Source organism: Rhizomicrobium sp., assembly GCF_056722145.1.
The window spans coordinates 1-20,580 of the sequence record NZ_JBWZET010000023.1 but is presented as its reverse complement, the minus strand read 5'-3'; the positions used below and the strand labels follow the sequence as shown (position 1 = coordinate 20,580).

12 protein-coding genes are annotated in these 20,580 nt (G+C 63.9%); 4 read left to right on the top strand and 8 right to left on the bottom strand.

The genetic code is table 11. The annotated features are described in order from the left end of the window. Positions 1-231 precede the first annotated feature (231 nt). The gene (locus AC1P6P_RS01275) at positions 232-3,597 is read right to left on the bottom strand and encodes a TonB-dependent receptor (protein ID WP_481400620.1); all 3,366 of its coding nucleotides are present in this window, start codon (positions 3,595-3,597) and stop codon (positions 232-234) included. Positions 3,598-4,100: 503 nt separating this feature from the next. Between AC1P6P_RS01275 and AC1P6P_RS01270 the strand changes: the two genes are divergently transcribed. The 4 genes from AC1P6P_RS01270 to AC1P6P_RS01255 are packed head-to-tail and all read left to right on the top strand — an operon-like array spanning position 4,101 to position 10,427. Further along, entirely contained in the window at positions 4,101-4,880 is a 780-nt protein-coding gene (locus AC1P6P_RS01270) for an HAD family hydrolase (RefSeq protein ID WP_481400619.1), read from the top strand. Then, positions 4,877-6,373, top strand: coding sequence for an MFS transporter (locus tag AC1P6P_RS01265; RefSeq protein WP_481400618.1), 1,497 nt, complete (start codon positions 4,877-4,879; stop codon positions 6,371-6,373). Before AC1P6P_RS01270 ends, AC1P6P_RS01265 begins: the two co-directional genes overlap by 4 nt. Beyond that, on the top strand, positions 6,370-8,664 hold the full coding sequence (locus tag AC1P6P_RS01260; protein WP_481400617.1) for a glycoside hydrolase family 65 protein: 2,295 nt from the start codon (positions 6,370-6,372) through the stop codon (positions 8,662-8,664). Before AC1P6P_RS01265 ends, AC1P6P_RS01260 begins: the two co-directional genes overlap by 4 nt. A 38-nt stretch (positions 8,665-8,702) precedes the next feature. Then, positions 8,703-10,427, top strand: a complete 1,725-nt coding sequence (locus tag AC1P6P_RS01255; protein WP_481400616.1) for a glycosyl hydrolase family 28-related protein — start codon at positions 8,703-8,705, stop codon at positions 10,425-10,427. A gap of 3 nt (positions 10,428-10,430) precedes the next feature. On the opposite strand, the gene AC1P6P_RS01250 is transcribed toward AC1P6P_RS01255, so the two are convergent. From AC1P6P_RS01250 to AC1P6P_RS01220, 7 genes are all read right to left on the bottom strand, one after another. Beyond that, positions 10,431-10,712: a hypothetical protein gene (locus tag AC1P6P_RS01250; protein ID WP_481400615.1), complete on the bottom strand. Its 282-nt coding sequence runs from the start codon at positions 10,710-10,712 to the stop codon at positions 10,431-10,433. Between the two features lie 80 nt (positions 10,713-10,792). Then, positions 10,793-12,436: a tetratricopeptide repeat-containing sulfotransferase family protein gene (locus AC1P6P_RS01245; protein WP_481400614.1), complete on the bottom strand. Its 1,644-nt coding sequence runs from the start codon at positions 12,434-12,436 to the stop codon at positions 10,793-10,795. Further along, positions 12,433-13,980, bottom strand: a complete 1,548-nt coding sequence (locus AC1P6P_RS01240; protein ID WP_481400613.1) for a tetratricopeptide repeat-containing sulfotransferase family protein — start codon at positions 13,978-13,980, stop codon at positions 12,433-12,435. Before AC1P6P_RS01240 ends, AC1P6P_RS01245 begins: the two co-directional genes overlap by 4 nt. A 160-nt stretch (positions 13,981-14,140) precedes the next feature. Beyond that, complete coding sequence (locus AC1P6P_RS01235; protein ID WP_481400612.1) at positions 14,141-17,284, bottom strand: TonB-dependent receptor domain-containing protein; 3,144 nt, start codon at positions 17,282-17,284, stop codon at positions 14,141-14,143. Positions 17,285-17,888: 604 nt separating this feature from the next. Continuing rightward, positions 17,889-18,806 carry an ROK family protein gene (locus AC1P6P_RS01230; protein ID WP_481400611.1) on the bottom strand — a complete coding sequence of 306 codons (918 nt, stop codon included), beginning with the start codon at positions 18,804-18,806 and terminating at the stop codon, positions 17,889-17,891. A gap of 39 nt (positions 18,807-18,845) precedes the next feature. Then, the gene (locus tag AC1P6P_RS01225) at positions 18,846-20,198 is read right to left on the bottom strand and encodes a sugar MFS transporter (RefSeq protein WP_481400610.1); all 1,353 of its coding nucleotides are present in this window, start codon (positions 20,196-20,198) and stop codon (positions 18,846-18,848) included. A 4-nt stretch (positions 20,199-20,202) separates the two neighbouring features. Beyond that, positions 20,203-20,580, bottom strand: a 378-nt coding sequence (locus tag AC1P6P_RS01220; protein ID WP_481400609.1) for a DUF5110 domain-containing protein, incomplete at its 5' end; no start/stop codon positions are given.

Below are 20,580 nucleotides of genomic sequence, written 5' to 3'. Positions count from 1 at the left end.
GTCCGGATTCAGTATCGCGCTTTCCTCCCATCGGCCCCTGTTCCGTCGCTTATGCGTCTCGCACCATGACACAGACCGGTGACAAAAGCAGCTTGCTTGCTACACAACCGGGAATTGCTCCCCGAATACGAGAAAGGGGGCCCGCACAAAATGCGAGCCCCGAGAAGCAAATCGGGAAAGGTAAGCCCAGCGGAACGGGGCACCCGTTGAGGGGTGCCCCGCCTGATGAGATCAATACTTCACGCGGACAGCGAACTGCAGCAGACGGCCGCTCTTCGACCAGCCGGTGTCGAGGATGACCGGCTTCGCCTTGGGCGACAGCGAGGTGTCGCCGGCGACCTGCTGCTGGAACACCGTCGTGGTGTCGAGCAGGTTCGAGCCGTCGAGCGACACTTCCCAATGATCGTCGACCGAATAGCGGATCGACCCATCGAGGAAGCCGGCGCCCTTCTGATACATCGGCGTGCCGGTGCAGCAGTCGAGGTTGTCGGTCAGGAACTGCGAACGGTAGTTGTAGGCGAAGCGGACGCCGATCGGTCCCTTCTCGTACAAGGCGACGATGTTGTAGGAGTCGTCGCTGATACCAGCCAAACGATGCGAGTCGATGATCGCATTGTCGATCTGCAGGCCGCCACCAAAGGCGATGGTCGAACCGGCGAGGTAGCCCGGCTGAACCGACAGGTTGGAATTGTGAATGCCAGCCTGGTGGGTGTGGATGTAGTTCAGCTGGGTGCCCAAGCCATCAAACGGACTCGGCAAGAAGTCGAAGAAGGCCTGATACGCCACTTCGAAGCCCCACAGCTCGCCGCCGTTCGGCGAATTGACCGGACCGCGGACGAGAATGTTCTCGGTCGCGCCGTTGTTGGTGATCGACCGGGCGACATCGCCGTAGGCGATCGAGTTGTTGAGCTCCTTCAGGAACAGGTCAGCCGTGAACGAGCTCGACGCGCTGAAATAATGCTCGAACGTCGCGTCATACTGCCACGAGGTCATCGGCTTCAGTGCCGGATTGCCCGCGTTGGCGATGAACACGAAGTTGTAACCGGTCACGTTCGCCGGCGTGTGCGCGGCGGTCGGCGAATTGTAGGTCACGTAGGCCGACGTACTGGAGGTGTCGACCGCCGGGGCCGAAATGCCGACGTAGTTGCGCAGGTAGCCGAAGTCCGGACGCGACATAGCTTCCGACACGGCAAAACGCAGGAGCGTGTTGTCGGAAAGGTCGACGCGCAGGTTGAAGCTCGGCAGGAGGTTGTAGCTGGTCTTGCCGTAGGAGTTGAGGCCCGAACCGCCGTTCGAGAAGGCGGCGAGGTTCGACGTCAGCCAGCACGAGATGTTGGTGACGTTGTTGCCGGTAACCGGGGTGCTGCAAGGCGTCAGCGGCGCGTTGGCCGGGTTGTTGCCCACGAACTGGTTGTTGTACCAGTCGGCGGTCGGGTACGAGATGCCGCCCGTCGAGGTCAGTTCGGTCTTGACATAGCGGGCGCCGATGTTGCCCGACACCGGGAAGCCCGCCACTGCGAGGCTGTCGCCGCCGAACGCAACCATCAGGTAGCCGGCCGTGGTTTTTTCCGTCACGTCCAGAACTTCCGACGGCAGGAAGCAGTCGGTGGTGCCAGCGCGCGCGCAGATCGGGTCCCACGAACCGGGGCTGCCGGTCTCCTTGTGACCCAACGCCATGGCGACGGCGTTGGGATCGGACAAGACGGAGTTCTTCAGCCAGACCGTTGCGCCGGGATTGAAGACCTTGCCGTCGAAAAAGTCGTTGCCGAGGCTCTGGGTGTACCAGATGTTGCTGCCATAGCCGGTGAATTGGCTGGTGCCGCAGGCGCCAGAATACGAGGCCGGCGCGGTGGCGTTGATGCTGAATCCGGGACCATTGCACAGCCAGGTGTTGGCGACCGGCTGCCAGTTATAGGCAGAATAGCGCACCACCTGCTTGCGGTTGGCATAGCGCACGCCGGCCTTGATGTAGCTGAGCCAGCCGTTGTCGACATCCCACTGGACATCGCCCTTGAGCGCGATTTCCTGGGCGTTGTTCTTTTCCTTGTGATCCTGAATGAACGCGCTGTAGTAGTTCTGCGGATTGGTTAGGAAGCCGGGCGCGTAATTGGAGTTGTCGCCGGGCGTCAGCGCGATCGTCGGGGCACCGTTGCCGTCGCGCGTATACTTGGCGTCGACCAGGATGTCGTTGGCGACCAGCATGTCATTGTTGCCGGTCTTGGCGCTGACGTACTGACCATCGAAGGTGGCGTGCAGCTTCGGGGTCACGTCCCATTGAAGGTTCGTGGAGAGGTCACGCGTACCTTCCGAATGGTCGAAGATGCGCGACTGGTTTTCGAGCGTTACGCCCTGGGTGTTCGGATTGGCGCAATGCGTGCCGGTGCCGCAGAAATTGACATAGGGAAGGCCCGGAACGACCGACGCCCGCGATGTAGTGTCCGCCAGGTTGTCGTTCATGTAGAACGAGCCAATCCCATTCGCGAGCGTGCCCGACCGCAACGTGCCATTAGAATTGAAGGTGAACGGCGACGTGCCGAACGCCGGCTGAACCGGCATCGTGTTCAGCGGATCGAAGCCCGGATGGCCCCACAAGCCGAACAGGTTGATGTTCGAGCTGTGTTCGAGCCAGGCATTGCGATAGTTGGATTCGTTGTACTGGAAGTTCCAGCGCAGATCCTTGTTCGGGCTCTCCCACTGCAGCTCGGCCGACTTGCCTTCGCGCTTGCGGTTGTAGTTGACGCGGCTGTAGTTCACTTCATCCGGAATGTAGGCCCAGCTCGAACCGCCATAGGGATTCGCGGTACAGGGGATCGATCCGGAGTTGACGATCGCGGTACCATCCGGGTTTGCCGCGCCAGCCGAGCAGAATGTGCCATTGCGCAGCCCAATGACCGAATTGGTTTGCGTTACGACGTGCGAATTGGCGTAACCGAGCAGGAAGCCGATGCGGCCGATGCTGGTGTCGAAATTCTTTCCGCCCACGCCCGAATAGTCATAGGTCACGTCGTCGGCGCGGTCGTTGTAGTTCATTTTGACCGAACCCGCGAGGGTGTGGTCGTCGTTGTCGAAGGGCATGCGCGTGCGGATGTTCACGATGCCGGCGATGCCGCCTTCGAGCATGTCGGCAGTCTGGTTCTTGAAGACGTCGATGCCGCCGATCATTTCCGGCGACACGTCGTTGACGTTCAGTCCGCGATGGCCGTCGGCCGAGAAGCTGTCGCGGCCGTTGAAGTTGGTGCGTACGAAGGTCAGGCCGCGGACCAGCACGCCGGTCGCTTCGCCCGACGGATGGGTGGTGTCGTCATCCGACTGCAGATGCGACACGGTCACGCCAGGAACGCGCTGAATGGCGTCGGACACCGACTTGTCCGGGAACACGCCGATGTCAGTCGCGGTGATCGAGTCGACGACAGTGTCGGCGTTACGCTTGATCGACACGGCGCTTTCGAGCGAAGCCCGGACGCCGGTGACGACGATGGTTTCCATCGACCCTTCGGCCTGCGCGTACGCCGGTGCGGCATAGGCGAAGGCCGCCAACGCCAGCAACGATACGCTTCCCCGCATGGCGGCCTTGCGGCCAAACTCACTATTACTCATGTTGTCAATCCTCCCAAACTCTTTTGCCTCGATCCGTCGCCGCTTGCGCTTGCGACCGCACGCTTTGTGCGAAAGGCTGTTTAATTGAGGGCTACCCCCTGGTGACGTTCGCATCAAACACGGCGGTCCACGGACCTCGTGTGATCGGCCGGCATAATCTCGCCACATGCTAAAAGGACCAATCCTGCCGTATACGTATACGTGCGCGACGTGCCCACGCATCGATTTGTGTATTGCCTTTTGGCCACAGCATCCCCGATGTGCGTGACGTGAACCGGCGAGAGCGGCCGAAACGCGCATAGCCCCAAGCAAGTATACGTATGCGCTGCAATTGGCAGCTTACCCAACGCGGCGATAATGGCCCTTGGCGGCATGACCCGCATCCCCAACGGACGACCGCGCGTCGTCCGTACACCAACGTTTGAGTAGAGCCATGTGTCGGCGGCGCGTAGAGATCATTTGCCACAGACCACGTCGGGCCGCCGCGACGAAGGGGGCGAGCCGTGCACTTTGATGCCGCCATCTTCGACATGGACGGAGTCATCACCGACACCGCCGCCGTGCATGCCGCGGCCTGGAAGGACATGTTCGACGGCTTCCTGATGGATCGCGCGGAAAGCGCTGGCACGCCGTTCGAGCCGTTCCGGCGCGAGGATTATCTTGCCCATGTCGACGGCCGGCCGCGCTATGAAGGGGTCGAGACGTTTCTCGCCTCCCGCGACATCGATCTGCCGTTCGGCGATCCCGCCGATCCACCCGAAGCCGAAACCGTCTGCGGCCTCGGCAATCGCAAGGACCGCGCCTTCAACCGGGTGCTGAAGGAAACCGGCGTGCAGGTGTTCGGCTCGACCATCGTGCTGATCACCGCGCTGAAGCGGCAGGGCGTCAAGGTCGCGGTCGCCACCTCTTCCAAGAACGGCGCCCTGGTGCTCGGCAAGGCCGGCATCGCCGACCTGTTCGAGGCCCGCATCGATGGCGTCGTCTCGGCCGAACTCGGCCTCAAGGGCAAGCCCGCCCCCGATATTTTTGCCGTCGCCTGCGATCAGCTTGGCGTCGCAAGGCACCGCGCCATCGTGGTGGAGGACGCCGTCAGTGGCGTCGCCGCCGGCGCCCGCGGCCGCTTCGGCCTGACCCTCGGAGTGGCGCGCGACGGCAACAGCGACGAACTGCGCCGCCACGGCGCCGATCTCGTGGTCCGCGATCTTGCGGAAATCTCACTGGAAAAGCTCGACAACTGGTTCGAAAACACCGTGCGCACTCAACCCGGCGCGAGATTGCAATGACAACAAAACCCCGGCTGAACTTTTGGCAATTGTGGAACATGAGCTTCGGCTATGTCGGCATCCAGTTCGGATTCGGCCTGCAGACCGCCAACATCAGCCGCATCTTCGGAACCCTCGGGGCCCGGCTCGATGACATCGCGATCCTGTGGGTCGCCGCCCCCGTCGCCGGCCTCGTCATCCAGCCGCTGATCGGCCATTTGAGCGACAAGACCTGGAGCCGGTTCGGCCGTCGCAAGCCCTATTTCCTGATCGGCGCCATCCTGTCGTCGCTGGCCCTGATCGCGATGCCCAACTCGCCAGCGCTATGGGCCGCTGCCGGCATGTTGTGGATCATGGACGCGTCGATCAACACCACCATGCAGCCGTTCCGCGCCTTTATCGGCGACATGCTGCCCGACGAACAACGCACCCAGGGCTTCGCGGTGCAGACCTTTTTCATCGGGGTCAGTTCGGTTGTCGCTTCAGTCTGTCCTTGGGTTTTCACCAATTGGCTGCACATCGCCAATACCGCGCCCGCCGGCGTGCTTCCCCCGTCAGTCAAATGGTCCTTCTATATCGGCGGCTTTGCCTTCCTGGCTGCCGTGTTGTGGACCATCTTCACGGTTCGGGAATACTCGCCTGAAGAACTTGAGTCCTTTGCCGTCGCCAAGACGGACGATACAGCCGATGCGACCCTCCTCAACCGCAAGAGCTGCATCCGGCAGGGCGTCCTCCTGGTTCTGGCGGGCGCGGGCCTTTCCTACGCGATCTTCGCGATGAACTGGTACGCCGGCCTCTACATCCTGACCGGCAGCGTGATCTTCTACGGCCTGTTGCAGCTCGTCGCTGCCGCTCGCGCCAAGGCCGGCAAGATCAAGGGCATGGTCGAGATCGTCGCCGACCTCAAGAACATGCCGGCGACGATGAAGCAGCTCGCCCTCGTCACCATGCTGACCTGGTTCGCGCTCTACGCCCTGTTCATCTACACCACCCCGGCGATCACTGCCTTCCACTTCCATTCCAGCGATACGACCTCGGTCGTCTACAACGAAGGCGCCAACTGGGCGGGCGTCCTGATGGCGGTCTACAACGGCATCGCCGCGGTGGTCGCCTTCCTGCTGCCGGTTTTGGCGCGCTGGATCGGCCGCGTCGCCACCCACGTCGTCTGCCTGATCATCGGCGGTCTCGGCCTGATGTCGATGGTCGTGATCCACGATCCGATGATGCTGCTGATCTCGATGGTCGGCATCGGTATCGCCTGGGCCAGCCTGCTCACCATGCCCTACGCCATCCTGTCGAGCGCCGTCTCGCACCGCAAAATGGGCGTCTACATGGGCATGTTCAATCTCTTCCTGGTGATCCCGCAGATCATCGCCGCCGCGGTGCTGGGCCTTCTGGTGCGCACCGTGTTCCACGGTGAAGCGATCTACGCCCTCGTCCTCGCCGGCGCCTGCATGGTGCTGGCCGGGTTCGCCATGCTGTTCGTGAACGACAAGCACAGGCACGCGGCATGACCAATCCCTGGATCGTCGAAGCCAACGAGCCCGCCCGCGATCGCGAAGCGGTGATGCGCCACGGCAATATCTATCAGATTGCCAACGGCTATATGGGCTATCGCGGCACCCTCGACGAATACGGCCCGAGCGAGTTGGTCGCCATCACCCTGGCGGGCGTGTTCGATCGCGTCGGCGACGCCTGGCGCGAGCCGGTCAACGCCCCCAACGGCGCCTTCACCCGGATCATCGTCGACGGCGAAATCCTGTCGGCGCTGCAGTCGAACGTCATGGCACATCGCCAGACCCTGTCGCTGGCCAACGCCACCTTTCGCCGCGAGACCAGTTTCGCGCTGAACGGCAAGATCATCACCGTGGCGTCGACGCGATTTCTTTCCGCGGTACGCCCCGAAATCGGCGTCGTGCGCTATTCGGTCAGCGTCGACACGGCCACCGACATCACCATCGAGACCGGCATCGACGGCAACATCTGGGACCTCAACGGCCCGCATATCGAAGGCCTGTCGTTCGAACTGCGGGGCGACGCCATTCTCGCCCACGGCCGGACCCACGAGACGGGCCTCGCCATCGCGGTCGCCGAATCGATCCGCGCCCCGTTCGGGACCGAACGCGCCATCGCCACCGACGGGCGCAAGCTCCACGCCATCAGCCTCGCCGCCGAAGCCGGCAAGACCTACACCTTCGACAAGGTCTTCGCCGTGATCACCGGCAACGGCGACGCCGCCGACGATGCGGTCGGCCTGGTGCGTGATGCCAAGAAGATCGGCTATGAGGGCCTTCTCGCCGAGCATAACGCCGCCTGGGCCGCCAAATGGGCGAACTGCGACGTCATCATCGAGGGCGACGCGCCATCCCAGCACGCGCTGCGCTATTCGATTTTCCAGCTTCTGATCGTGGCGCCCATCGACGGCAGCGCCAATTCGATTCCCGCCCGCGCCCTTTCCGGGCAGGTCTACAAGGGCGCGGTGTTCTGGGACACCGAGATGTTCATGTTCCCCTTCTTCCTGCACACCAGCCCGAAGAAGGCGGCCGAGCTTTTGCGCTACCGCATCAAGACTCTCCCCGGTGCGCGGCGCAAGGCGCTGACGGAAGGTGCGGGCTTCCGCGGCGCTTTCTATGCCTGGGAAAGCCAGGAAACCGGCGACGATGCCTGCACCTATTTCAACATCGGCGATCCTTTGACCAAGCGCGAGCTGCGCACCCATTTCCGCGACAAGCAGGTGCACATCTCCGGCGACGTCGCCATCGCCATGTGGGAATACTTCAAGGTCACCGGCGATGATTCGGTGCTGCGCGAAGGCGGTGCCGAAGTCATCCTCGAATGCGCGCGGTTCTTCTATTCCTACGCCTATTTCAAGAAGGACAAGAACCGCTATGAGGTGCTCGACGTCATCGGGCCCGACGAATACCACGAGCGCGTCAACAACAACGCCTTCACCAACATGGTGGCCAAGGCGACGTTCGAGATCGCCTGCGCCGTCGTTGGGCATTTCGCCGACCGCCACCCCGACGAACTCGCAGCCCTGGTCAAGAAGATCGATATCGCCAAGGAACTGCCGCTGTTCGCCGAGGCCTCGCGCCTCATCTATGTGCCCGAGCCCGATCCTCAGAGCGGGCTGATCGAGCAGTTCGACGGCTATTTCAACTTGAAGGATGTGCCGGTCGAGGAATTGAAGGCCCAGCGCATCCATCCCGATGAATACCTCGGCGCCGGACAGGGCCTTGCCGTCCCCACCCAGGTCATCAAGCAGGCCGATGTGGTGATGATGCTGAACCTGTTCAAGGACCGCTTCACGCCCGCGATCAAGAAGGCGAATTGGACCTATTACGAGCCGCGCACCGAGCACGGCTCCAGCCTGTCGGCCTGCGCCTATGCCATGGTGGCGGCCGAATTCGGCGACCTCGACTTCGCCTATAACTATTTCCTCAAGACCGCCAAGCTCGATCTCGAAGGCAAGTACAAGGTCTATGTCGGCACCGTGTTCATGGGCGGCTCGCATCCGGCCGCCAACGGCGGTGCCTGGATGACCGCCGTATTCGGCTTCGGTGGCGTCAGCGCCGGCCCGGACCATGTCGCCATCAACCCGCGCCTGTACAAGAGCTGGAAATCGCTGTCGTTCAAGCTCGCCTATCGGGGCGACACTTTCTCGGTCTCGATCGGCCACGACAGCGTCACCGTCACGGCCGCCGCCGGCAACCGCCAGGCCCATTGCTTCGTGCTCTGGGGTCGCAGCGTTACCGCCGCACCCGGCAAGACCCTGACGATGGAACGGGCCGGCAAAGTCGCTTAAACATTTCGCGCTGCCGCAGCGCTACAACGGGGGGTGCCATGAACCGGCGCGAGCTTCTGATCTCCACCGCGGCCTTCGTCACCACGGCGCCGGCCTTTGCGCTTGCGCCGATGACCGGGCCCGTCGGTGCTGATGTTCCGTGGACGAGCTATCAGGCCGAGGCGATGAAGACCTCCGGCACCGTGATGGGACCGGCCTATGGTCCGTTCCGGGTCGAAAACGAATCCGCCAACCAGAGCTGCGTCAAACTCACGGCCGACCAATATGTCGAATTCCCGGTGGCTGCCGCCGCCAATGCGCTGGTGATCCGCTTCTCGTTGCCCGATGCGCCCGACGGCAGCGGCCTTGCCGACACCCTGAGCTTGAGCCGCAACGGCGTGAAGGTCGCCGACATCGCGCTCAGCTCGCGCTTTTCGTGGATCTACGGCGAATACCCCTTCACCAACAATCCCGCCGACGGCAAGCCGCGCCACTTCTACGACGACGTCCGGTTGAAGGATGTGCCGCTGGCCAAAGGCGATGTCGTCACCCTGACCAAGACCGGCGCGGCGCCGTACTGCATCATCGACCTCGTCGATCTCGAACTGGTCGCCCCGCCGCTGGCTCGCCCCGAGGGCGCGCTGGCGCTCAGCGACTTCGGCGCTGACGGCAACGGCGCGGCCGACGACACCGAGGCGTTGCGGGCGCTCGTCGCCGCCGCCGCCAAGCAAGGCAAGATCGCCTATGTTCCGGCCGGCGCCTACAAGCTGACCGGCGACATCGTGATGCCATCCAACGTGACGCTGCAAGGCGCCGGCATGTGGCACACGACCTTCGTCGGCGACGAAGCATTGTATCCGCAGGCGAACCGACGCCTGCGCTTCAAGCTGACCGGCGAAAACAGCCGGATTTGCGATTTCGCCCTCGACGGCAAGCTGAAATACCGCAACGACCAGGAACAGAACGACGGCATCTTCGGCGCCCGCGGCAGCAACTGCACGGTGTCGCGGCTGTGGATCGAGCACACCAAGGTCGGCCTGTGGTTCTATGTCTGCCGCGGCTTCCGGGTGGAAGGCTGCCGCATGCGCAATCTGTTCGCCGATGGCATCAATCTGTGCGTCGAGACCCGCGACTGCGTGGTCGAGAACTGCGCCACCCGCAACACCGGCGACGACTGCTTCGCCATCTGGCCGTCGCCCTCGGACCAGGGCTTCACCCAAGAAGGCGCCGTGCCCGGCAACAACGTCATCCGCCGCTGCACCGGCCAACTGCCGTCGCTGGCGCAAGGCGCCTCGATTTACGGCGGCGCCAGCAACCGCGTGGAAGATTGCCTGTTCACCGACATCACCACCGGCTGCGGCATCCTGATTTCCACCACGTTCGAAACCTCGAACGCCACCACCAACAACAACTTCAGCGGTCTCACCGAGGTCAAGAACTGCCGCCTGGTGCGCTGCGGCGGTTATGACCACGGCTGGGCGTGGCGCCCGGCGCTGCAGATCGCACTGCAACGGCTGTCGATTGCCGGCCTTCGGATCAGCGATATCCGCATCGAGGACAGTCTGTCGGACGGCTTCGGCGTCATCGTGCCGGCGGATGTGAGGGAATTGCGCCAGCTCACCGACGCAACCCTGGAGCGGGTGACCATCGAGCGCAGCGGTATCGGCACGCCGAGCCACGACGTCGTCATCGGGGCGCGCGTCAACGGGCGCCTCGATGCGACCGGCTGCCAGCTCGGCCGCATCAAGAATGCGTCCGCGGCGTTCCGGATCGTCGAGAAATAGCGATCAACCGCCCGGCGGCTGGTTGAGCAGGGCCTTCTGGGTCTGCTGGTTGAGCGTGTCCTGCGAATCCTGATGCTGCTGCTGCCACAGCTTCTTGGGCTTGCAGATCTTGGGCCCGAGCAAATTGGTTCCGGTCAGCTTTTCGCGATGGCAGATCATCTCGTCACCATCATCCTTGGCGGGCGCGGCGGTCGTGCTACTGGCAGCCGCCGGTGTATCGTCGGCAAAAGCCGGCGTGAACGTGAACAAGACAGCGCCGAGCGCAAAAACGGACCACGTCTTCATCTTTCCCTCTTCCGGGCTGAGGCGGCAACTTTAGCACGCCCGGCCCCGCACAGAAATCACAATGCGTCGCAAACCATGTTTCAATCCGGCGGATAGCCGAATTTTTCCACCCACGGCCGTAAAATCGGCAGCATCGGCGCGAGATGTTCGCCGTACCGGCGCCACTGCGCCAAGGCGTCGCTGTAGAGCGGCTTGCGGACCTGCAGCGCGCTGGGCGAGCGCAAATCCACCGCCGGGGTGTATTTGTTGAACTCGCGCATCTTGTCGTCCCAGGCGATGCCGAGGAAATCGCACAACGCGCGCACCCGCGGCTCGAAATCGACCACCATGTCCTCGTAGCGATGCTCGAAGACATCGAGCACCAGCTTGTCGCGGTAGAGCGCCGTCAGATCCATGACCCCGGCATAGAAACGCGCCGCGCTCTCCAGCTTGAGGAACGCGAACATGGTGGCATTGGCGCCGAAATGGCGGCGGTAGCAGGAGAACACGACGTCGCGCGGATCACGCACGGCAAGAATGATCTTGGCCTTGGGGAACAGCTTGGCGATCAGCGCCAGCTTGGTGGTGTTGAGCGGTTGCTTGTCGACGAAGATGCGCCCTTCCACCGCGAGGCCTTCTTTTTTCACCCGCTGCCAATAGGCGCGGCGCAGGCTATCGGCTTCGGCGGCCGTCAAGCGGGCCAATGCCTCGAGGCCTTCGACGCTGGTGAGATAGGTCTCGCTTTCGTCGTTGAGGAGGGATTTCTCCTCGAGCGCGTCGATGTTGGGATTGGATGCCAGCACCTGCTCCAGCAAGGTCGTGCCGGAGCGCAAAAAGCCCATCAGGAAAACATGGGTCGCTGCTGCACCCGGCACCGCACTGTTATCATCGGGCGCGCGCCAGGCAGCCCGACCGGCGGCCTCGAAATAGCGCGTGAGATTGACGGTCGCCTCGAGCCCCAACTCGCCGCCGTAGCGCGCCGCGAACTGGTCGAACACCGCATCGTTCTTCTGCTTGTAGGCCGCGAACGCCTCGCCATAGCGCTTTTGGCCGTCGAGGGTGTCGCCGATCAGCGCCAGCACCGCGGCGCGCGGCAAAACCCCGAGTGGGCTAGTGTCCAACACGCCGCGCAGACGCTGTTCGGCCTCGACATACTTCTTCTCGCCGATCTCGAGCACGGCGAGGGCCACCTGCGCCGTCGGCTCCGCCGGATTGAGCGCCAGCGCCTCGGCCGCCAGCGCCCGCGCCGTCCCGACCTCGCCCTTGCGCGCCAGCACGGAGGCGAGATTGGCGATGGCTTCGGCGTATTTGGGATCGAGTTCGATGGCGCGCCGGTAACAGGCCTCGGCCTCTTCATGCTCGCCGAGATCGGCCTTGACCTTGCCTTTGCGGAAATGGGTCTGGGGGAAATCCGGCATGCCGGCCAACGAGGCATCAAACGCCTTGGCGGCGTCCTCGAGTTGGCCGATCTGCTGCAGACAGACGCCGATGGCGGAGAGGATCACCGGCGTGTTCGGCGCCAGCGCCAGTGCCGCCTGGAATTCGGCCAGCGCCGCTTCGAAATCGCCGGTGCGCTGCAGCCACAGTCCGCGCGCATTGAAAAAGATCGGATGGCGCAGGCCCTGGCGCAACGCGAGACTTGCGGCCTCGAAGGCGCGACGGAAATCGCCGGCCGCCACCGCCCCGCTCACGTCCGCCAGCAGACGCTGCTGCACTTCCTGCGGGGATATGGTCATGCCGATCATGGTGCGGTGCCTTCGTCGGAATCGTAGCCGAACCGCTTCACCCAGGGGGCGAGAAGCGGCAATACCGGTTCCATCTGGCGGACATAGCGGCGCCACTGCCCGACGCCGCGCCGGTTGAGGCCGCGAGCGATCTGGATGGAACTCGGCGTGGTGATGGTCTCGCTGCGGCCGGCAAAATCGCGCATGCTGTCCTGCCAGGGAAGGCCGGCGAAATCGCACAACGCGCGGATGCGGCCGTCGAAATCGTCGATCAGGTCTTCGAGCTTCAGTTCGAACAGCTTGGGCGACAGCTTTTCGCGGTACAGCTCGGCCAGCCGCATGGTTTCGTCATAGAGCCGGGCGGCGCCTTCGAGGGTGACGAGTTCGCGCGTCGTCGCGTTCACGGTGAAGCGCTGGCGGAAGCAGCCCCAAACCACGTCGCGCGGATCGCGCATCGCAAAAACGATCGTCGCCTGCGGGAACAGCCGCGCGATGAGGGGAATGCGGATGGTCGCAAACGGCATCTTGTCGATCAGCGTGCGGCCCGTGGGCTCGACGCCGAATTCGCGCACGCGGCTCCAGTAAAGGCCGCGATATTTCGCCAGCGTCGCCGCGTCGGCCGCCCACAGCCGATCGAGCCCCTTGATATCGGTCATGAAGGCATCGACGGCGTCGGCGAGGGCGCCCTTTTCGTCGAGCACGACGGTGTCGTCGCGCGCCCCCAGAATTTCCTGGATCAAAGTCGTGCCCGAGCGCAGGAACCCGAGCACGAACAGCGGCTGCGGCCCCTCGCCGCCGGCGAAGCGCTGGCGCGGCGGCATGGCTTCGAAGTGGCGCCGCAGGATTTGCACCGTCTCCAGCATCGGGCGGGCGCGGGCCGCCGGCTGGGGCAGCGCAAGCACCGCCTCGCTGGCCTGCCGATAGAACGAATAGGCCTCGTCGGTGCGGCCCTGGCGGTGGCGCAGATCGCCCATCAAGCCGGCGGCAAGACAGCGGTCGTAGCCCACCTTGTTGCTTTCGGCGAGGAGATCGACAAGGCGCCGTTCGGCCTCCGCCAGCGCGCCGCCCTCAAGATCGGCGATGGCAAGGGCGAGCCTGGCACCCGGCTGACGCGGGTCCAGAACCAGCGCGCGTTTGGCAAAGTCGCGGGCCTCGTCCCAGGCGGCACGGCGGGCGGCGAGAAACGCCAGACGGGCGAGCGCTTCGCTATAGCGTGGTTCCAACGTCACCGCCTGTTCGTGGGCGCGGCGGGCCGCCGCGAGATCGCCGGCCCGTTCGCAGGCCCAGCCTTTGCGGCAGTGCAGCGGCGCAGACCCCGGCACCAACGCCAGCGCCGCATCGTATTCGGCGATCGCCTCGACGAACCGCTCCATCCGCGTCAGGCACAAGGCGATGGCACCCTTGAGACTGGGATTTAGCGGTCCCATCGCTTCGGCGGCGCGGAAATCCTTCAGCGCTTCGTCGTGACGGCCGCTCTCGCTGAGCCCGATCGCGCGCGCGGTATAGAGCAGCGGATGGCGCCCCCCGGCCGCCAGGGCCTGTTCGGCGATGGCAGCCGCGCGCATCGGATCGCGCCTCAGCAACGCATCCGATATCAGTTGCAGGGGATTTTGGCCGTCCGGCGCCATCGTTGAAGTATCCCCGGGCAAGCCGCCCTGGGCAAGCCCTCAAAAAAAAGCGGCGGGCCGAAGCCCGCCGCCGATTTGTACGAACTCCAGATGGAGATCACATCTTGGCGGTGATCGCCATGTACAAGGTCCGACCGAGCGCGTCGTAGGTGCCCGGATAGGTATTGCCGTTGCCGTACGGCGGGCCGGACACCGAATAGGTGTTCGAATCCACCACCGGCGGGTTCTTGCCGAAGATGTTGTTGATGCCGGCCCGCAGCTCAAGACCCTTGCTGACTTCCCAGGTCCCGGCGATGTCGAAGTAATCGAACGACGGCAGATGACCGTCGACGGTGTCCGGGCACGGCGCGCTGCTGGCGCCGCAAGAGCCGTTGAGCAGGGGATTCGACGAGTTGATGTCGAGCGCCGCGCTCGACAGGTGCCGCCACAGGATCGAGAACTGCGCATTCCACGGGGTATCCCAGGTAACGCGCATCTTGTGACGCCACTGCGGAGCGGGCTGCAGGCAGGTCAGACCGAACTTGCCGGCGCAATCGTACTCGCCGAGGCCCGGCAGCGGATTGGTGGCCAGCTCGCTCATGTAGGTGCCGACCAAATTGATAGAGATCGAACCCCAACCCGGCTCCACGCCCAGATCGTCCAGGCTGGTGAAGTAGTTGGACTCGATATCGACGCCGCTGGTTTTGAGGAAGCCAGTGTTGATCGTCTCGGCGCTGACATAGCCGGCGCCGTAGACCGGACCGGTGCCGCCGTTGGCACGGTGGATCAGCGGGCAGGTGATCGCCTTGGTCGTGGCGTTGGCTTCGGTGCCATAGCAGCCGGCCAGCGTCGTGTTGGGGTTGAGCGAGTTGATGTAGTGCGCAACCTTGATCGAATAATAGTCGACGGTCAGCGAGAAGCCCGGCAGGAAGGTCGGGGTCAAGACTACGCCCGCCGAATAGGTGTTGGCCTGTTCCGGAACCAGACCGGTGTTGCCCAGCCATTGCTGATTGTACTGGGCCGACGGTGCCGCCAGCGGCAGGCTCTGGTTGACGCCCATGGCATTACAGTTCGCCAGGATCGTGCCAGTCGCCTTGTTGCAGGGATCGGCGCCCTGGAACAGAACGATGTTGGCCGGCTGGTAGAGTTCGAGCACGTTCGGCGCCCGCACCGCATGTTCGAAGCTGCCGCGGAAGCTGACGTCGTCGATCACCTTCCACTGCAGGCCCGTCTTGTAGGTCCAGGTCGTGCCGGCGGTCGAATACGACGAATAGCGGAAGCCGCCGTTGAAGGTCAGGTCCTGCATTAGCGGCTGGTTCTGGGCGATCGGAACTTCGACTTCGCCGAAGCCTTCGACGACGCTGAACGCCGAGGTCGGCACCGGCAGCGTGGCGCCGCCCTGGCCGTAAAGGTCGTTGAGCTGGAAATCACGGCTGGTCTGCAGCTCCATGATCTCCTTGCGGTATTCGAAGCCGAACGCGACGCCGACGCCGTCATGGGCCCACGGCGACTTGACCCCGTACTGGCCGAGATCGCCGTTGACCGAACCGTTGACGACATATTCCTCGGTCGAGCCGCTCTTGAAGCCCTGGCCGGTGACGTAATCGAGCTGCGCCTTGGTGATCGAGTTGTAGCCGTTGAAGATGTCGAGCGGCACGCAATTGGTGTCGATCCCGAGATCGTAGGCCATGCAGTGGCCGGTCGCCGGATTCACCTGCAGGGCGTTCTGGACGCGCTGCACCGAGAATTCGTTGGTGTAGTTTTCGGTGTAGAGCGTGATGCCGTACTGGCCCGACACGTCGTAGGCCCAACCGTCAGCAATCTCGCCCTTGGCGCCGAGCACGAAGCGATAGGCGGTGTGGCGCAGGTCGTCGACGCGGGCGCCGCCTTCGATGTCGCGACGGCCGATGTAGTCGGTCGACTGACCCGGAACCAGATTGCCCTGGCCCATCCACAGGCCGTTGACCTTGGCGTCGTAGCCGGTGTTGTTCGGACCCGCCGCGCCGAATTCATCGAACAGCGTGTGAACCGCGGCGTTATGCGGATCGGCGTAGGCGGCGGTGGGGACGATCTGGCCGCACAACAGCTGGTTTTCTTGCGCCGTCATCAACGGATTATCGCAGTTCACCTCGTTGTAGGCCGGATTGGCACCCGCCGGTGCGCCCGGCAGCGTGTGGCGGCCGGTACCGATGAACAGGCCCGACGGCGCGATCTGCGCCTTGGTGTGGTCGTCCGAGAACATGAACGAGGTATAGACGTCGGCCCACGACGCGGCCTGATAATGGCCGTTGAAGCCGCCGATATAGCGCGCGTCCGGACGCTGGATGTAGTTGGTGGCGCCGTAATTGTAGCGCTGCGCCGCCGAACCAGTCCAATCGGTGAAGGCACCCGAACCCTTGGCGCCGGTGCCGGTCTGGAAGAAGCTGTAGTTCTGGCTGGCGTAGGCGTTGTCGATGCTGATCCAGTGATTGGAGTTCGACGAACCGAAGCACTTGAGGCCGGTCGACTTCACCGCCGTCGAGCAGGCCGCATAATCGGTGTTGGCCTGCGTGACCGGATCGATGGTGCGATAGCCGAGATAGCCGGTGACGTTGCCTTTGCCGTCCGGCGTGTTGACGCCGAAGATCATCGTCGAATCGAGGGTGCGGCCGGCCCAGTAGTTCTCGGGCGCCTTGGCATACCCAGCGAGATCCTGCATGCCGCGCCAGCGGCTGTCGGAGTTGTTGAGCTGCTGGATCGAGACCTGGCCGTTGAACTCGATGCCTTCGAAGTCCTTGCGCATGATGAAGTTCACGACGCCGGCTTCGGCATCGGACCCGTACACCGCCGAAGCGCCGCCGGTGAGAACTTCGATATGGTCGACGAGGGCCGCTGGGACCTGGTTCAAGTCGGCAACCGGATTGGACGGATCGGACGGCATCAGACGCTTGCCGTCGACCAGCACGAGGGTGCGCGACGATCCCAGGCCGCGCAGGTCGACGGTGGCCTGGCCGGTGGCGCCGTTGGATGCCTGGTTGGTCAGGTCCGCAACGGTCGCGGGAAGATTGTTCAGAAGCGATTCGACGTTGGTCGATCCTTCAAACTTCAGTTCGGCCTGGCCGACAGATGTGACCGGGCTGGCGCTGGCCACGCCCAGCTGCTGGATGCGCGTGCCGGTGACGACGACGGTTTCGCTCGCTTGCGCGAATCCCGGCGCCGTCAGGCTCAAGGCCGCTGCCGTCGCCGCACTCAGGAACAGCGCTGAGCGCAGACAGACGTTCATGTTACTTGCCACTGGAACCCCCTTTTTCGGTTCGGTTGGTTTCCGTGGGGAAGGGGCCGGTTCGGGCGAACCAGAGCGCACGCAACTTGCGCATCCACATCCCTGACGTTGGGGTCAAGTTAGGATTTTGATGGCGCGAGCGTCAGCAACCAGGGAATTGTAGGCGCGCCTTTGGCTGTCGCATGTTGCAAACATGTTGCATGTGCATTCGCAAATGACAACCGGATCGGGAGAAACGCGGTGGTTTTGTCATAATATTCCACCGTACAAATCAGTTCTGCACCGAAATTAGCCAGAGCCGCGTCGGTGTATTGGCCGGTGATCGCCATTTTGCACAAAAAAGGGCAATGCGCGCGCAATACCTAGGCATTATGCTCAGAGAATGGGCGATGAATGTTCTGGCGCGGTCCAAAAGTGCGCGTCTTTACGAATGTACGAGATGGCAAAATCGCCGCATGCCCTCCTCTACATACCTTTACGGAACGTCTGCTACCGCGTCCGCATCGCGCCGAGACGGCGGTGCTGACGCACGCCGCCGTTGCGCTCGGGGCGCACGGCCGCGCACGGCGGGCCAATGCCCGCCGGACCGCTGACGGTTTCCCCGTCAGTAGGCGAATTCGGTCTGTTTCAGCGGCCACAGCCGGGCGGCGCCGCGCACGCCGGAGGAATCGCCCCACTTCGCCGGTACGATCGGTGCCGACCAGCGGTCGGAAAAGACGTAGGGCACCACCGCCGCCGGCAGCATCTGGTAGATCTCGACGACATTCGACAAGCCGCCTGCCAGCACGATCGCATCGGGATCGATCATGTTGCAGACCATGGCGATGGCGCGCCCGAAGCGGTCGATGAAGCGCGCCAAGGCCGCCGCCGCCGCCGGATCGCCGTCGCGATAAAGTTCGACGATTTCGGCGCCGCTCAGCGCCCGCCCGGTGCGGACCTGGAAATCGCGCTGCAGGCCGGTGCCGGACACCCAGGTCTCGACGCAACCATGACGGCCGCACCAGCATTTCGGACCGGGAAACTCGTCCGCTTCCAGCCACGGCAGCGGATTATGGCCCCACTCGCCGGTGATGCCGTTATGGCCTTCCACGAGCTGCTGATCGATCACCAGACCGCCGCCGCACCCGGTTCCGACGATGATGCCGAACACCACCCGCGCCTTGCTCGCCGCCCCGTCGATGGCTTCCGACAGCGCCATGCAGTTGGCGTCGTTGGCGAGCCGCACTTCGCGCTCCAAGGCCTTGCTCAAGTCGGCCTGGAAAGGGCGGCCGTTGAGATAGGTCGAGTTGGCGTTGCGCATCAATCCGGTGGTCGGCGACAACGAACCCGGCAAGCCGATGCCGACCGTCCCGCGCACCCGAAAGCTCGCCTCGACGCCATGCACCAGTTCGCAGATGGCCTTTACGGCGCCGTCATAGTTGCCCGGATTGGGCACCCGGAAACGGTTCAAATAGGCCCCTTCGGGATTGAGAACTGCCGCCTCAATCTTCGTTCCACCGAAATCGATCCCGATCTGCAGCACTGCAAAATCCTCCTGCAACAAGTCCCGATGCAATCCGCTTTAGGCCTGGCGGACTTGCCGCGATGCACGCAACACAAACCAGCCGTAGCCGGCAATGACGAAATAACAGGCCGCCGGCAGCACCAGCGCGAACGCCAAACCGCCGATATCGGCCAACGCTCCATAGGCCACCGGCACCAGCGCCCCGCCCACGATCGCCATGCAGAGCAGCGACGAGCCGCCGGCGGTCTCGGTTTCGAGCCCCTCCAGCGCCAGCGTGAAGATGGTCGGGAACATGATCGAATTGGCCATGCCGATCAGCAGCACCGCGACCGCCGCCGTGATGCCCAGCGTCGAGGCCGACACCAGCGCCAGCACCACCGCCGCCAGCGCATGGACGCACAGCACCTTGGCCGGCGTGATTCTGGCCAGCAGCGCCGAGCCGACGAACCGCCCGATCATCGCCATGCCCCAATAAAGACTGACCATGGCGCCGGCGACCTGGGCGGCGTTGAACTGGAACGACTGATGGAAGACGGGCGCGAGCAGCCGCGAAACGCTCTGGCCGATCGCCGCCGCCTGATGGCCGAGCACCGACTCCTGCATCAGATAGTTGGTCATGCCGCTGCCGATGGCGACTTCGGCGCCGACGTAGAGAAAGATCGACAACACGCCGAACATCAGCCGCGGCCGCTTCAGCAGATGCAGGCGAACGCCGCCTTGGGCGCCTCCGGTCGCCGGCGACGGGGCACGTCGGCACAGCCAGAACACCACCGCCATGACGACCAGCACCGCCGCGATGGCGAGGAACGGCTTCAGCACCAGCGAGGCTTCATCGATGCGCGCAGCCTTCAGCGCTGCCGCCGTCGCCCCGCTCGGCGCCAGCACCCCGCGCTGCAGCAGGAACACCGCGCCGACGAACGGCGCCAGGAAGGTGCCCAGCGAATTGAACGCCTGCGCCAGGGTGAGCCGGCTCGACGAGGTCGCGCTCGGTCCCAGTACGGCGATGTAGGGATTGGCGGCGACCTGCAAGGTGGTGATACCGGCCGCGACCACGAACAAGGCGCCGAGGAATCCGGCATAGGTCCCGGCCATCGCCGCCGGTGCGAACATCAGGCAGCCTGCCGCCATGATGACGAGGCCGAGCACGATCGTCTTCACATAGCCGAGACGGCTGAGCACGATGCCGGCGGGAATCGAGAAGATGAAATAGCCGAGGAAGAAGGCGAACTGGGTCAGCATCGCCTCGGCGTAATTGAGCGAGAACAGACCCTTCAGCTTGGCGATCAGAGGATCGTTGAGGACGGTGACGAAGCCCCAGACGAAGAACAGGCTGACGACCATCGCGGCCATGCCGGCCTGACGGCGGCCGGTACTGGACGCGGCGCTGGGGATCGGTGCTGCAGTGATCATGATCTCATTGCTCCCGGACCTTCGTCCCTGTTCCGTTGAAAACCAACTGCGCGGCACGGCCGGCAGGAATACGAATTTCGGTGAACGCGCCGAAGCGATCGCGGCCATTTCTCCAGCCGGTCATGGGCCGGCCGCCGTCGGTGACCTGTTTGGCGGCGAGGCCGTGCAGGCGCACGACATACTGCTTGAGCGCGGGGCGATAACTGCCGTCGGGCGCCGCGAACGCCAGCGCAATGCCCGTCTTGCCCGCCACCGCGGTAATGGCTTGGCGATAGAACGCGCCTTTTTCGTAGGCAAAGGTGGCGCCGTCATCGTCGTAATAGGCGAAGTGGGCCGGTCGTGCGTCGGCAAAGACGTCGAGTGTCACTTCGTCCACCGGCGC